Annotated in this window: 11 protein-coding genes; 1 reads left to right on the top strand and 10 read right to left on the bottom strand. The window is 44.4% G+C overall.

Going from position 1 to position 14,391, the window contains the following annotated elements:
- Positions 1–88 precede the first annotated feature (88 nt).
- Positions 89–976: an energy transducer TonB gene (locus I6E84_RS12485; protein WP_197218298.1), complete on the bottom strand. Its 888-nt coding sequence runs from the start codon at positions 974–976 to the stop codon at positions 89–91.
- A gap of 533 nt (positions 977–1,509) precedes the next feature.
- Between I6E84_RS12485 and I6E84_RS12480 the strand changes: the two genes are divergently transcribed.
- Positions 1,510–2,307, top strand: a complete 798-nt coding sequence (locus I6E84_RS12480) for a hypothetical protein (protein ID WP_110922271.1) — start codon at positions 1,510–1,512, stop codon at positions 2,305–2,307.
- A 108-nt stretch (positions 2,308–2,415) separates the two neighbouring features.
- On the opposite strand, the gene I6E84_RS12475 is transcribed toward I6E84_RS12480, so the two are convergent.
- From I6E84_RS12475 to nuoG, 9 genes are all read right to left on the bottom strand, one after another.
- Complete coding sequence (locus I6E84_RS12475) at positions 2,416–3,249, bottom strand: ferredoxin--NADP reductase (RefSeq protein ID WP_197218296.1); 834 nt, start codon at positions 3,247–3,249, stop codon at positions 2,416–2,418.
- 271 nt (positions 3,250–3,520) lie between these two features.
- A complete protein-coding gene (nuoN, locus tag I6E84_RS12470) occupies positions 3,521–4,999 on the bottom strand; it encodes an NADH-quinone oxidoreductase subunit NuoN (protein WP_110922269.1) in 1,479 nt (492 codons plus the stop codon).
- A gap of 3 nt (positions 5,000–5,002) precedes the next feature.
- A complete protein-coding gene (gene nuoM / locus I6E84_RS12465) occupies positions 5,003–6,628 on the bottom strand; it encodes an NADH-quinone oxidoreductase subunit M (protein WP_197218294.1) in 1,626 nt (541 codons plus the stop codon).
- A gap of 1 nt (position 6,629) precedes the next feature.
- Positions 6,630–8,504, bottom strand: a complete 1,875-nt coding sequence (nuoL, locus tag I6E84_RS12460; RefSeq protein ID WP_197100601.1) for an NADH-quinone oxidoreductase subunit L — start codon at positions 8,502–8,504, stop codon at positions 6,630–6,632.
- A gap of 4 nt (positions 8,505–8,508) precedes the next feature.
- Positions 8,509–8,817 (bottom strand): NADH-quinone oxidoreductase subunit NuoK, encoded by a 309-nt coding sequence (nuoK, locus tag I6E84_RS12455; RefSeq protein WP_197218377.1) that lies wholly within the window; start codon positions 8,815–8,817, stop codon positions 8,509–8,511.
- 98 nt (positions 8,818–8,915) lie between these two features.
- Positions 8,916–9,653: an NADH-quinone oxidoreductase subunit J gene (gene nuoJ, locus I6E84_RS12450; protein WP_197218292.1), complete on the bottom strand. Its 738-nt coding sequence runs from the start codon at positions 9,651–9,653 to the stop codon at positions 8,916–8,918.
- On the bottom strand, positions 9,650–10,198 hold the full coding sequence (nuoI, locus tag I6E84_RS12445; RefSeq protein ID WP_110922265.1) for an NADH-quinone oxidoreductase subunit NuoI: 549 nt from the start codon (positions 10,196–10,198) through the stop codon (positions 9,650–9,652). The genes nuoJ and nuoI overlap by 4 nt, the downstream gene beginning before the upstream one ends.
- Before the next feature lie 55 nt (positions 10,199–10,253).
- Positions 10,254–11,297 carry an NADH-quinone oxidoreductase subunit NuoH gene (gene nuoH, locus I6E84_RS12440; RefSeq protein WP_194196871.1) on the bottom strand — a complete coding sequence of 348 codons (1,044 nt, stop codon included), beginning with the start codon at positions 11,295–11,297 and terminating at the stop codon, positions 10,254–10,256.
- Between the two features lies 1 nt (position 11,298).
- Positions 11,299–14,388 carry an NADH-quinone oxidoreductase subunit NuoG gene (gene nuoG, locus I6E84_RS12435; RefSeq protein WP_197218290.1) on the bottom strand — a complete coding sequence of 1,030 codons (3,090 nt, stop codon included), beginning with the start codon at positions 14,386–14,388 and terminating at the stop codon, positions 11,299–11,301.
- Between the last annotated feature and the right edge of the window lie 3 nt (positions 14,389–14,391).

Below are 14,391 nucleotides of genomic sequence, written 5' to 3'. Positions count from 1 at the left end.
TTTGGGTATCTGTCATATAAAAACTAGGGCGTGAATTGTTATGCTAGTTTTCATCATTGATTACATTCGAACCATCTTAAGAAATACCTTAATAAGTCACATTCACTTTATCGCTGTATTGATAAGTACGAATCAAACGTAACTCGACAATATCACTCATATCTTTGGTGAATGCACCAAAAGGCGCGGCTTGTCTAACCGACTGTTTGGCCGCTTCGTCTAGTATCGTTGAGTTTGAGCTCTCAAGTAAGCGAATGGCTTTAATATTACCATCGCTACTAATGATGACCATCAGACGTACTTCACCAGTGATCCCTTGCGCGCGCGCTTGCACCGGATAATGTAGATTGCCGATGCGCTCGACATGCTCACGAAACGTATTGATATAGTCCGCTGCTGCACCGCGTGTCGTTGAATTACTATCGACAGTCACCACTTTCGATTTGGTGGCATACACTTGCTGGCGCTGAGACAACTGAGCTTCCAAGGTAGCGACTTGTTTTCGCAGACGCTCTTCTTGTGCAATCATATCGTCTTGTGCTTCTTTGCTATCATTATCCGACTCTACATTGGCCTGGCGCCAACTTAATGTCGTGCGTAGATAGCTCTCTTGATACTGCTGCTGTCGAACTTGCCGTTGCAAGCTAATCACATCTTGTGTCTCACTCATTTGCTCAGCGGACAACGGGCTAATCTGATCCGTTTCTTGTCTCAGTTGCTCTTGTACCGTACCACCACCTTCTTGGGAGGCATCAGCAATAAAGTGCGCATCCTCATTTGGCTTCATATTGTCAGTCAGTGCTTTTGCGACATCTTGCATCATCGCAGCAGGGTCTTTCCCCATAGAAAAGCTAATGCCAAAAATAATAAGCGCATGTACACCAACTGCGATAACGATAGCAACAGGTAAGCTAATATCTCGCTTAGGTACTTGTGCGGAAAAGTGATAGCTTTGTGAATCTTTAATATAGGCCACAGTCGATCTCAACTTATGGGTACGAGCTTATAAATACAAAACAGCAAATAATAAGCATCATAATGGTATGTATGATTTATTCTGGCGCTATCATACCATGACATAGAATTATGTCGCCACGAGAACCTGTGCGTTAGCAATCTAACCCACCCACGCAAGCTTTACAATTCTTTAGGCAAACGCTTAAAAAAATACCGTCAAACTTAATACAAAACCCATACGCCAGATGAAAGAACATTGACGATTGGGCTGCAAGCACCCTAGATATCAGCATCTATATAGTGAACATAGATAAACCAAATAGGCTTTGTTATTATCCGCGATTCATATTTTCTAAAACATAATCGCTGTCAGTGCTGTCTTCTGATATTCAATATCGACCAAATGAATGACTACAAAGTACATGTGTGCATTTTGAAGCCATCATATTTAATATATACTGTTTAATAAGCATCGTATTATCAAATAAACGTTCATCGACCATTTTTGATTAGCGATTCTGAGCGCGCGCTATACGATGATGCACCCCTATAATGATAAGGATAAGAAGTTTGAGTGATTTTGATAACATGGATACTTCAGACAATTTTGACGAATTCTTTGACAATTTAGGCTATCGATTCGATGAGTCGTTTAGCGGTGGCTGGGAGCGCCTTACCCAATCTATCAGACAGATATATGATAGAACAACGGATAAATTTGAAGATGAACTTGCGCTGCCAGTGACACAAGAGTACGTCAATGACTCGCTACAGAAGTTCGTCACTGATAACGTAAAGGCTATCTTAGAATTGCGTGTTGAGATGCATGACGACTGGTTTCGCTTATACTGTACGATTAACGTGGCAGGCATTTATGTGGAAATCGCGAGTAACTTTGGCTTGATTCATGTTCAGCTCGATCGTAATGTCCAACGTTTTGTATTTGGTCAGCAGACATATACTGACGTACTCAACTTACGCTGCGAGTCTTTTCTCAAACGCCAAGGTGTCAAACTGTTCGTCTGGTTTTATCACAGTATCCTTAAAAAAGATCCATTAGGGTTTCTGCTCTCTTATATCAATATTGCCCGTGCAAAAGATGAAGTCATCTACATTGATATTAATCGCTGGCTAAAAAAGAATAAAAAAATCATGAGTACCTTGCATAAGGTACAAGTGAATTATGGCGAACTTGAAGAAGAGCAAATGATTTTAAAGACTCAGATTAATTATCGTGACTTACTAGCCGCAAGTAGCAACGAAGATATCATTAGTGACGATGATGAACCTGAGTTGATGCAAGGTCCTGTCAATCCCGTAGATGATGCGACTGAACCAAGCCAAGTTTAACTATTTCACCGTATAAAAAACGCTGACCTTCAAAAACAATAGTCTTTGAAGCTCAGCGTTTTTATTTTGTCACAGCAAGTCTATAGAATACTCAAACCAGTTATATGGCTACCAATAGTTCTCTACGGCAATATTACCCTCGCCTCGTCGATTCATCACCAGTCCTAGCGACTTTAATGCTTCTTTGGTGTCATCCACCATATCTGGGTTGCCACACAGCATGACATGGGTAGTATCGATATCTAAATCGATGCCTGCACGCCCTTGTAACGTACCATCCAGTAACAGCTTTGGCAGACGTTCTGTTAATGCGCCTTCAACAGGCTCACGGGTCACGATAGGAATAAATATTAACTTTGCTGGATTCTCAACCAACGAACCAAAATCTTCTTGTAAGCTTTCAATCTTTTCAACATAAGCGAGCTCTTCTATCGAGCGCGCGCTATAAGCCAATACAATGTGCTCATAATCTTCCCATGTCTTCAAATCCTGTAACATGGATAAAAATGGTGCCAGACCCGTACCTGTTGCGAGCAACCATAGATCTTTTGGCAATGGTTTTTGGTAACGCGCCAATGTCAAAAATCCAAATGGCAAGGTATTAAGAAGTAACTCATCCCCTACTTGTAGATGTTGCAACTGTGAGGTAAATCCCCCTTCAGGGATGACGATAGAGAAAAACTCTAGTACTTCATCGAATGGCGAAGAAATAATCGAATAAGCGCGAAAGATATCTTCATCCAAGGCCTCATCAGATATATCAGCATCAGACATACCACTTTGCTCTGTATAGTACTTCAGTCGACTGGGATTGACACCCAAGCGCACGAACTGACCGGCAGTAAACTTAAAGCTGTCAGGACGGCTGACCGTAAAACTAAATAGGTTGGGCGTCCACGTGGTTTTGCTAAGCACGGTTACCGTTTGAATATTGTCACTCATAAGAATTAGCCACTCGCTTTTTATTGTTATAGTCAGAGAACCACTAAATAGCTACGGCGTTACCCTCCTTAGATGTACGACTTGTACTATCTGCAGTCGGCTGCCTTGTAGCTGTTTTAGACTTCTTTGACTATAGTTATTTTTATAAAAATTTTAAACGATACAAAATAAAAGATGCGCCAAGCTTATCACAAAGCTGGCGCATCTTGGTTTTCTAACCGTAATAGCAGATAAGTCACATGCAGTGACTTATCTCACCTTTCTCTCAAGACTACCAGATACGTGCCAAACTTGACCATTCAATCATATTGCTCGGCAAGATACCGAAGAAGATAATCATTGCTGTCACCGCAATAATCATGATACCGCCTGTGCGCATCGCCCACTGTCCAGAGACGTCAAACTCGATAAACTGCTTAGGACGTTTGAACAGCGTAAGCATCACGCGCAAATAATAGAATAGACCAATCGAGCTACCTAAAATAATCATTGCTGCTAAGAACCAGTTGGTTCCTTGTACCGCAGCCAATATGGCAAATAGCTTAGTAATAAAGCCAGCCGTCAACGGAATACCCGCCAGTGACAACATCATGATAGTCATGACAGCAGTCAGCACTGGACGACGCCAGAACAGCCCTTGATAATGAGTCAACTCATCAGCTTCACCAGATAGACGATAAGGACTCGACATGAGAGTCACTACGCCAAAGGCACCGATAGAGGTCAACGCATAAACGGCCATATACATACTAGAGATGCTATCCGCTGCCGTACCAATACTGACAATCACGATCATCACATAACCCATATGGGAAATAGAAGAATAACCCAGTAGGCGTTTCAGACTGGTCTGACGTACGGCTAACAAGTTACCGACCAAGATCGATAAAGTCGCCATTACCATCAATAGCATTTGCACAGATGGCAGTGCTAGCAAAGCGGTATCAATTAAGAAGCGAACCGCAAGCGCCATCATTGCAACTTTTGATACGGATGCCAAGAAGGTCGCGATAGGTGCTGGTGCGCCCTCGTACACATCTGGCGTCCACATATGAAAAGGCGCAGCAGACAATTTAAACGCAATGCCAAACATCATCATCGCCGCGCCCAATATCAACAGTGGCGATTCAAAAAGATTGCTCAATTCTACACTAATAGGCTTAAAGGCCAGTGACCCTACTTCTGCATAAATAAACGCCATACCCATCAATAAAGTGGCCGAGGCCGTTGCAGATAGCACTAGGTACTTTAGACCAGACTCTAGCGAGTTTTTGCGCATATAGGTGTATGACAGCATACCGTACAGTGGTATAGACAGCATCTCTAAGCTCATAAAGAATGACGCTAAATGCTGAGCACTGACCATCAGCAAAGCACCAATCGTCGATAACAACATGAGCAAATACAGCTCTTCTTTATTATCCTTGAGGTTTGCTAAGTACGCATAAGACAGCGTACAACAAGCCAATGCACAGATAAAAATGATTACCATATTAAACTGAGCAAAGTTATCAATCACAAATAACTGTTCAGCACTTGGTATCATGGTTCCACTATTCACGATGCCAGTCATTTGACCAAGCAAAGTAAATAAACCAATGTTTAAGCCAACGACCGTAACTGTACCCGTCACCATATGGGAGCGTTTAACTGCGATGGCAATCATAACCACCAGTACCGTAATCACTACAGTAATGATTGGCGCATAAGGCAACAATCCCATCAAATCATTCATCGTAATATCATTCATGACTTAACGTGCCTCCATTGCATCAAGCAGGTGCGACGCATCTACTTGTGTTACTTGACTATAGGTATATGCATTGTTAATCCACTGCATTGCGTGACTTGAGGTATCAAGGAAAGGCTGTGGATATAGACCCAACCAGACCAGTCCAGCAGCTAACATCAGTAGTAATGACAACTCACGCTTGCCCAAATCTTTGAGTTTGCGCGGTGGCAAACCATGTGATTTGGTTTCTTGCATTGCGACTTCTTCGATGTTGTTTTTACCAAATAACGCGCGATGAATAAGAATCAGCGAGTATAGCCCTGCTAGTACCAAACTGAATGTCGCAAAGACGACAAACACAGGATATTGAGCAAATGAGCCAAATAAAATCATGAACTCGCCAATGAAGTTACCTGTACCTGGGATACCCAGTAACGCTGCGCAGAAGAACATCAATATCGGCGCATAATAACGGAACTGCCCCCACATACCACCCATCAAGGTCAAATCACGTGTGTGCAAGCGCTCATATAACTGACCAGCCATAATGAACAATGCCGCTGAACTCAGACCGTGTGCCAACATCTGAATCATCAAACCTTGTAAGCTGAGTAATGTACCAGCATAGATTGCCAATACCACAAAACCCATGTGCGAGATGCTGGTATAAGCCAACAAGCGCTTCATATCGGTCTGCATAAAGGCTAGCCATGCACCATAGAAGATACCAATCGTACCTAAGGTAATGGCAATCGGCGCAAACTCTTGTGACGCTACTGGGAATAATGGTAAGACAAAACGAATCAGACCATATGCCGCAGTTTTAATCAGTACACCCGCCAAATCCACTGAACCTGCTGTTGGTGCCTGTGCATGCGCATCTGGCAACCAGCCATGGAAAGGGATAATTGGCAACTTCACCGCAAAACCGATAAAGAAACACAGCATGATTGGATATTCCCAACCACCCAACGACGTACCGAGCAAGTCATTATAGTTAAAGCTTACGACACCTTTTTGGGCATAGCTAATAATGACCAACATTAAGATACCAATGAGCATGATAAGCCCAGAAGCTTGGGTATAAATAAAGAACTTGGTTGCTGCATACTCTTTGGTTTTGCCAACCACATCATGACCCCAAATAGCGATCAAGAAGTAGATAGGAACCAGCATCATCTCCCAAAAGAAGAAGAATAAGAACAAATCAATGGCTAAGAAAACACCAATGACGCCGCCTAAGCTCCATAGCAAGTTCAGGTGAAAGAAACCAACTCGGCGTTGAATCTCATTCCACGAACAGGCAACCGCTGCAATACCGAGCAGTCCTGTCAATGCCACCATCATCAGTGACAAACCATCTAACGCTAAATGAAAGCTAATACCAAAGCTCGGTATCCATGGCACACTGAATTCAGCGACCCAAGGCACGTTTGCGCTTGGGGCAATCACTTGCTTACTCATTCCGCTAAAGTCACCGTAATGCCACAATACTAGTGACAATACAAAGGTCAGCGTCATGCCGATTAAGGCAATCCAGCGCGGTAGACGTTTATTAAACCGTTCGACCAACCAACATAGCAATCCTGCAATAAAAGGAATTGCGATTAATGCTGGTAGCATCCACGTTTGTTGTAACTCAATCATCTTATACCACCGTCATCATTACCAGCACCAGCAATACAGCCATACCCAAGCCAAAGCTTGCAGCATAACCTCGAAGTGACCCTGTTTGCGTCGCAGACAACACCTTATTACCTGCTGAAGCCAGCTTAGGTAGGATGAGCCACGTTTTATCAATAGGGTCGGCTTTAAGTAAGCGGCCGATGAACAAAAAGGGTTTTACAAAAATTACATCGTATAGCGCATCAAAACCTAGGCCGTGATAGCACCAGTGATATAGCGCCCCGCCAATACGTGAGCGCTTAAAGCTGGTAAGCATTCTACCTTTATCTACGACGTATAATAATGCTGCCAATATCAAGCCCGCGCCCATTGCACCCATCGCGATATACTCTGCAGTATGCTTAGCATGTGCTTGACCCGCGACTTCTAATAAGTGACCAACACTCTCTGGTAAGACACCATCTAATGGCGGTGTAATCCATGCACCAACGGCGGTAGATAATACTAGCAATACCGTCAAAGGCAACCAATACGACATACCTGATAATTTGTGTGCAGGCGTTTTTTCTTCACCAAAGAAGATAATCCAAATCATACGGAATGTATAAATCGCGGTTAAGAAAGCGCCGAACACACCCATATAAAACAATACTAGATGACCTGTGGCATAAGTCTCCCAAAGAATCGCTTCTTTAGAATAAAAGCCAACGGTGACCCAAGGTATGGCTGCAAGTGCACCACCACCGACGACATAGCACCAAAATACCAATGGTATCTTTTTGCGTAGACCGCCCATCTTGAAGATATCTTGCTCATGGTGTACTGCAAGGATGACCGCACCTGATGATAAGAACAGCAGCGCTTTAAAGAAAGCATGCGTCATCAGATGGAAGATAGCCCCTTGCCATGCCCCCACACCGAGTGCTAGGAACATATAGCCGATCTGACTCATCGTTGAATAAGCAAGGATGCGTTTGATATCCGTCTGTGCCAGTGCACAGAAACCTGCAACGATAAGCGTCAATGCACCGACACCACCGACCCAATACAATAAGATACCAGGCGTTAGCTCAAACAATGGATGTAGACGGGCGATTAAGTAAACACCCGCTGTTACCATCGTCGCGGCGTGAATCAATGCCGATACAGGTGTTGGACCAGCCATCGCATCAGCAAGCCACGTATGTAGTGGTAGCTGGGCTGATTTACCCATCGCGCCGCCAACCAACATCATCGTAGTCAGCATCATCGTTGGATTATTGATATCGAATACTTCTGGGGCGCGCGTAATAATCTCTTGGATATTAAGCGTGCCAAATTCTCGAAATAATAAAAACAAACCAAACGCTAGGAATACGTCACCTACACGCGTGACGGTAAAGGCTTTCATCGCCGCAATACCATTGGCTCGGTCATGGTAATAAAAACCAATCAACAGGTAAGAACAGATACCGACGCCTTCCCAACCGAGATATAGCAAGAACAAGTTATCTGCCAATACCAGCAATAGCATGCTGGCGACGAACAAATTCATATAGCTAAAGAAACGGGCAAATCCAGTGTCGCCTTTCATGTACCAAGCGGCAAACAAATGGATTAAAAAGCCAATACCCGTAATGACACCCGTCATCGTTAGTGCCAAGCCATCAAAACTAAGACCAAAGCTTGGCGCAAAATCACCAACTTGGAACCATGTCCAAAGTGGAATCTCGACCACAGTACCTGCTGGGTTACTGGTTAAAAAAGTATAGCTAACGAATAGCGTACATAGTGCTGATAACAGCATGCTACCCACACCGACAATCGCTGCCACCTGCTCTGTTAGCTTGTCGCGCATAAAGGCTAAAATCAAAAAGCCAACGAGCGGGAATATAAAGGTTAATGGTAATAAACTCATGACATCATCCTTTCATCTCATTGGCGCTATCGACATCTAAATGCCCACGCTGATGATAAAACCGCAATAATATTGCCAAACCAATGGCGGCCTCTGCTGCTGCTAACGTCAAAATAAAGATAAAAATAATCTGTCCATCTGGATCGACCCAGCGACTACCTGCCACCACAAATGCTAGTGCTGCCGCGTTCATCATGATCTCAAGGCTCATAAGCATAAAGAGAAAATTGCGACGTACCATGACACCACATAGACCGATAGCAAATAAAATACCTGCCAAAATCAATCCATGGCTCATGGGTATCAGGCCCAATACCTGTTGCACCTCAACAGCTGGCTGTACTAAGCCTGCTACTTCATGGGCAAACGGCACATTCGCGACCTCTTGTGCCACGCTCGCTGCTAGTACCATTAGTCTGACTCCTTGCGCGTGACTTTCTTCGTACTCATCTGCGTGCCTACATTCATACTTACGTAGTCATGCGGATCTACTTCTTTATATTCGTAGGGCTCAGCTGTTTTCACGGCATCGTTATCTGTGTGTGTACTGTCTGGATGAATGTTATCGTATTGCTTAACACGACTGTTCGAGCGTGCTGTTTGGCTATCATGACTGATAACCTCATCATCTACAGACTCTTTGCCCAAATGATAAGCGGCGACCAGAGCAGCTAGTAATAATAATGCAGCCACTTCTATCAGCATCACGTATTTAGTAAATAATACCGTGCCGACTTCTTTCGCCGAAATTGACGTCACACCAATCATTGCTGCTTCGTCATGATTGAGACCAATCATCGCATATAGCACAACCGCGATAATAATCGTCAATCCTGTCGGTATCGCCCAAGTGCCCGCATCAAGCCAGCGTTCTTCACGCTCATCATTGCTCATGCCCAAGTTCAGCATCATAATGACAAAGACAAATAGCACCATAATGGCGCCAGCGTAAACAACGATTTCTAGTGCCCCTGCAAATGGCGCACCGAGCACAAAGAATATGCCAGCAATCGCTAACAATGACACAATCATCGACAAAATAGCATGCACTGGATTGGCTTGGGTCACCACGCGCAAACTGGCAAATACTGCCACTGCTGCGAGCGAATAAAACCCTGCCAACTCAGGATGGTTCAAAATGTTCATCATGGCAGCAAACTCCTTAGGTCAATAGGTGCAGCTTCATTTTGCGCTGCCCCTTTTGGTTTGTCCGCTACCGCCATACCCGTCACACGATAATAGTTATAATCGGGATATTTACCTGGTCCTGAAATAAGCAAATGCTCTTTTTCATAAACCAAATCTTGGCGCTTATATTCACCCAACTCAAAGTCAGGTGTCATTTGAATGGCTGTCGTTGGACATGCCTCTTCACACAATCCGCAAAAAATACAGCGCGAAAAGTTAATTCTAAAAAACTCTGGATACCAGCGGCCGTCTTCACGTTCAGCTTTCTGTAATGAGATACAGCCAACTGGACATGCCACAGCACATAAGTTACAGGCAACACAACGCTCATCACCATCAGGGTCACGCGTCAGCACAATGCGCCCACGAAAACGCGGTGGTACTGGTACGGGCTCTTCAGGATAAAGAATGGTGTCGCGTGGCCTGAGCGCATGACTATTGACCATCCACATACTGCGAACAATGGTAAATATACCAATGACGGTCTTTTTTATGGTAGTAAACATGGGATTATTATCCTTATCAGCTTTACCCTAGTTCATCAATGATGGCTAGTAATGATTATAACGTTGGGGAAAAGATCAAAATGACTGCAGCAGTAACCAATAGATTAATCAGTGTTACTGGCAGACAGACTTTCCAACCAAAATTCATTACCTGATCATAGCGCGGACGCATAAGTGAGCCACGAGCCAAAACAAACATCGTCATAAAAAACAGTGTTTTAATCATGAACCAAAAAGCTGGTGGAATAAATGGAATATCTAAATTAAAAGGTGCCAGCCAACCGCCAAAAAACAAGCAGGTCATCAAGGCAGAAATCAAGACAACGTTGACATATTCTCCGATAAAGAACATACCAAACTTCATGCCAGAATATTCAACATGATACCCTTCGGCCAGCTCTTGCTCTGCTTCTGGTTGATCAAATGGATGTCTATGCGTAACGGCAACACCGGCAACCACAAAAGTCAAAAAGCCAAAAAACTGCGGAATGATATACCAACCGTCTGCTTGTGCTTCAACAATGGCACGTAAGTTAAATGAGCCTGTCAGTGCAACCACACCCATCAAAGATAAGCCTAAAAAGACTTCGTAACTGATAGTTTGTGCCGCTGAACGTAAGCCACCCAATAACGAGAACTTGTTGGCAGAAGCCCAACCACCGAACATCACTGCATAGACAGCAATACCTGCCATAGCAAAGAAGAACAAAATACCAATATCCCAATCAACCACGCCAAGCGTTGGCGAGATAGGAATGATGGCAAATGAGGCCAAGGCAGTAAACATTGCAACCGCAGGTGCCAACGTAAACATAAACTTATCAGTAAAGTTCGGCGTCCAATCTTCTTTAAAGAAGATTTTGAGCATATCAGCGACCAGCTGCAGTGAGCCAAATGGACCCACACGGTTTGGACCATAACGATCTTGCCATAAGGCCAACATACGGCGCTCATAGATAATCATCATAGCCGCAACCAATACCACGACTAAGAAGATAACCAGTGACTGCCCAACCAGAAATAAGATAGACCAAGCATCAAAGCTCAGGCTACCAGTCAAAAAGCTTGGCACATCAGGGATAATACGGGTAACTTGCATATTACACCTCCTGTGTGGTGATCGGCGCTGTGTTCATTTGCGCAGTATCGTTAATCATGTCATTATTGTTCATCATATCGTTAGCCATACTGCCCATCATCGTCACTGGTGCATCAACTTTACGTACCGACGCTGGCATCGACGGGTGAATGATACTCACCTGCCCAACTGGGTAACCGATACAACCTTCCGCTAAGTAACCGACAATCTGTACTGGCAAGGTGATTTGTTGCTTATCAATCTCAATCGCCAAGTAATCACCAGCAGCAATATTCCAGTCCTTAGCATCATCCATACCGATACGCCATGCAGCAACAGGCAGTTGCTCAGCGACGACTGGACTACGAGAGGCCATCATTGAGCTGGCGTAGATATTATAGATAGGTACTAGTTTCGCTTGGCCTTGCTGCATATCTGTTGTAGTCGCAGACATCGCCTCTGGTGCAACATACTGACGAATAGCTAAACGTTCTAAGTGATCAAATAAGCGTACGCCTGGATCACCATTTTTGAGATGACCGCCGACTTTGTCTTGGTATTTGTTCCACGCTTGCGGTGAGTTCCAGCCTGCCGCATTGGCAAAAGGAATCATTGAGCTTGGCGTTTCTTTACCGCTATAGCCTTCCATTGAGAAAGTTAAACCGGTATCTAAATCTTTTGGTTGCATCGGCTCATGAACTGATATCGGGGCACGCATAGCGGTACGACCTGAATAGCGGCGTGGCTGACGAGCAATTTTCAGACCAGTCATACGGTAAGCAGCATCAGGTGCAGCGCCTTTAATCCCAGCAAGCTTAGGATGCGTAGCGATTAGTGCATTGATGACATCATCTAGCTGCGTCCAATCGACATCACGACCCTCGATGCTGCTATGCACTGCATGTAGCCAGCGCCAGCCTTCTTTAATGCTGCTCATCGGATGGTAATATTCATTATCATAAACTTGGAAGAAACGCTGGGCACGACCTTCAGCCGATACCAATGTGCCGTCTGCTTCTGCAAAACTAGCCGCTGGCAATACAATATCGACATCTTTATGCCAATCAAGTAGCTGATGATCCAATGCAATGACGGTTTTATCAGATAATAACTGCGTCAATTTATTGGCATCGATGGCATCAGTCAGCTGATTTTCAGCGACGATAACCACATCGAAATCAGTCGCCAGTAATTCTTCGACTGACTGTCCGCCCAGCATGCAAACACCCATGCTATTAGCATCGGTAACCGTTAAGTAGATACCTGCTTGTGCCTGATATTTATTGTTCACTTCTTTTAATTCAAGCGGTTCGGCAGGAGCGCGTTCTACATTATCTTGCGCTTCTGTATTCACGCCCGTTTCAGGTTTGTTTGGCTTAGCAGATAAATCTTGGTCTTCTTCAGGCTGGTCATTAGCAGACTGTGATTGAGCTTTTACTTTGGCGTTATGCGCTTCAACTTGCTGCTGCTCAGTGGTTTTGATAGCCGAGCGTTTTTGCGTCAATGCTTGAGTAATCTGCGCCGCTGCTTCAATCAACGCGGTAGACGACAAACTACTGCCCGAAACAACTAACGGCTTATCAGCTTGAATCAAGTCATAAGCGATTTGCTTCGCTAATACTTGCATACCGTCAGTCTCAGTACTGGCATCAGCATTTTGTTCAACTGCTTGTGGATCTGCAATTTCTGCTAAATCATCAGCGAAACTAGCAATCTCATCAGCGACTTTAAAGCCAAGTTTAGTGATGTCTTCAGGTGTCGCTACCACACTCACTTTACTGATGTCTTCTAACTTAGTTTGCGTTACATCAATGACATAGACTGGGCTTAGCGCATCTTGAGCAATACGTTTAACCGGTTCTGCAAGCCAAGGTTGCGTTTGCAATGCCGCTGCCATTTTCAGGCCTTCGTTTTTTGCGGCTTGGCGTACTGACAGCGCGACACGTGATGAGGTTTGCGTGATGTCTTCACCCAATACCAATACCGCATCATGACTTTCAATATCCGTCATACTTGGGTTATAAATGCCATCAGTACTTAATACTTCGATGCATTTATTAACCAGTGCTTGCTGCTGATGGTTCAAACCTGTTGAAAACTTATCAAAGCCAACGAGATTTTTTAGCGCAAAGTTGGTCTCTAAACTGGCACGAGGTGAGCCAATACCAATGACTTTTTTGTCTTTGATACGTTTGATGGTTTCATCGAGTGCATAATCAATATTGATTTTGACATGCTTATCATTGATACGTTCAAGCGCTTGTGTTGGACGATCATCACGATTGACATAGCCGTAACCGAAGCGACCACGGTCACACAAGAAATAGCGGTTTACTTCACCGTTATAACGGTTTTCGATACGGCGCAATTCACCATAACGCTCACCTGGTGAGATATTACAGCCAGCCGAGCAGCCATGACAGATGCTTGGTGCATACTGCATGTCCCATTTACGGTTATAACGTTCAGAATGTGTTTTGTCAGTAAATACACCGGTTGGGCATACTTCCGTTAAGTTGCCTGAGAATTCGCTTTCGAACTGACCATCTTTATCACGACCAAAATAGACGCGATTGTTTGAGCCATAAACACCCAAATCTTCGCCGCCTGCATAGTCTTTATAAAAACGTACACAACGATAGCAAGCGATACAGCGGTTCATCTCATGCGCGATGAATGGGCCAAGCTCTTGGTTGTGATGCGTGCGTTTGGTAAAGCGGTAGCGACGGCGGCTATGACCTGACATATAGGTCATGTCTTGCAGGTGGCAATGTCCGCCCTCTTCACAAGTTGGGCAATCATGTGGATGGTTGGTCATGAGTAACTCAATCATCGACTTGCGAAATGCTTTGGCTTCATCGTCAGTGACCGAGATGTACATGTCATCGCCAGGGGCGACCATACATGACATCACGAGACGACCGCGACCTGCTTCCATATCTTCTTTATTTTGGAATTGCTTGACCGCGCACTGACGGCACGAGCCTACTGAGCCAAGGGCTGGATGATAACAAAAATACGGCACATCAATGCCGAGGGATAAACAAGCCTGTAGCAAGTTATCCGCGCTATCTACTTCGACAGTGGTTCCATCAATATGTATGACTGCCATGCC

This window comes from Psychrobacter sp. SCQQ22, from assembly GCF_015864605.1.
GTDB lineage: Bacteria > Pseudomonadota > Gammaproteobacteria > Pseudomonadales > Moraxellaceae > Psychrobacter > Psychrobacter fozii.
Note: the sequence above shows the minus strand (reverse complement) of the source record. Positions and strands in the feature narration are given on the sequence as shown.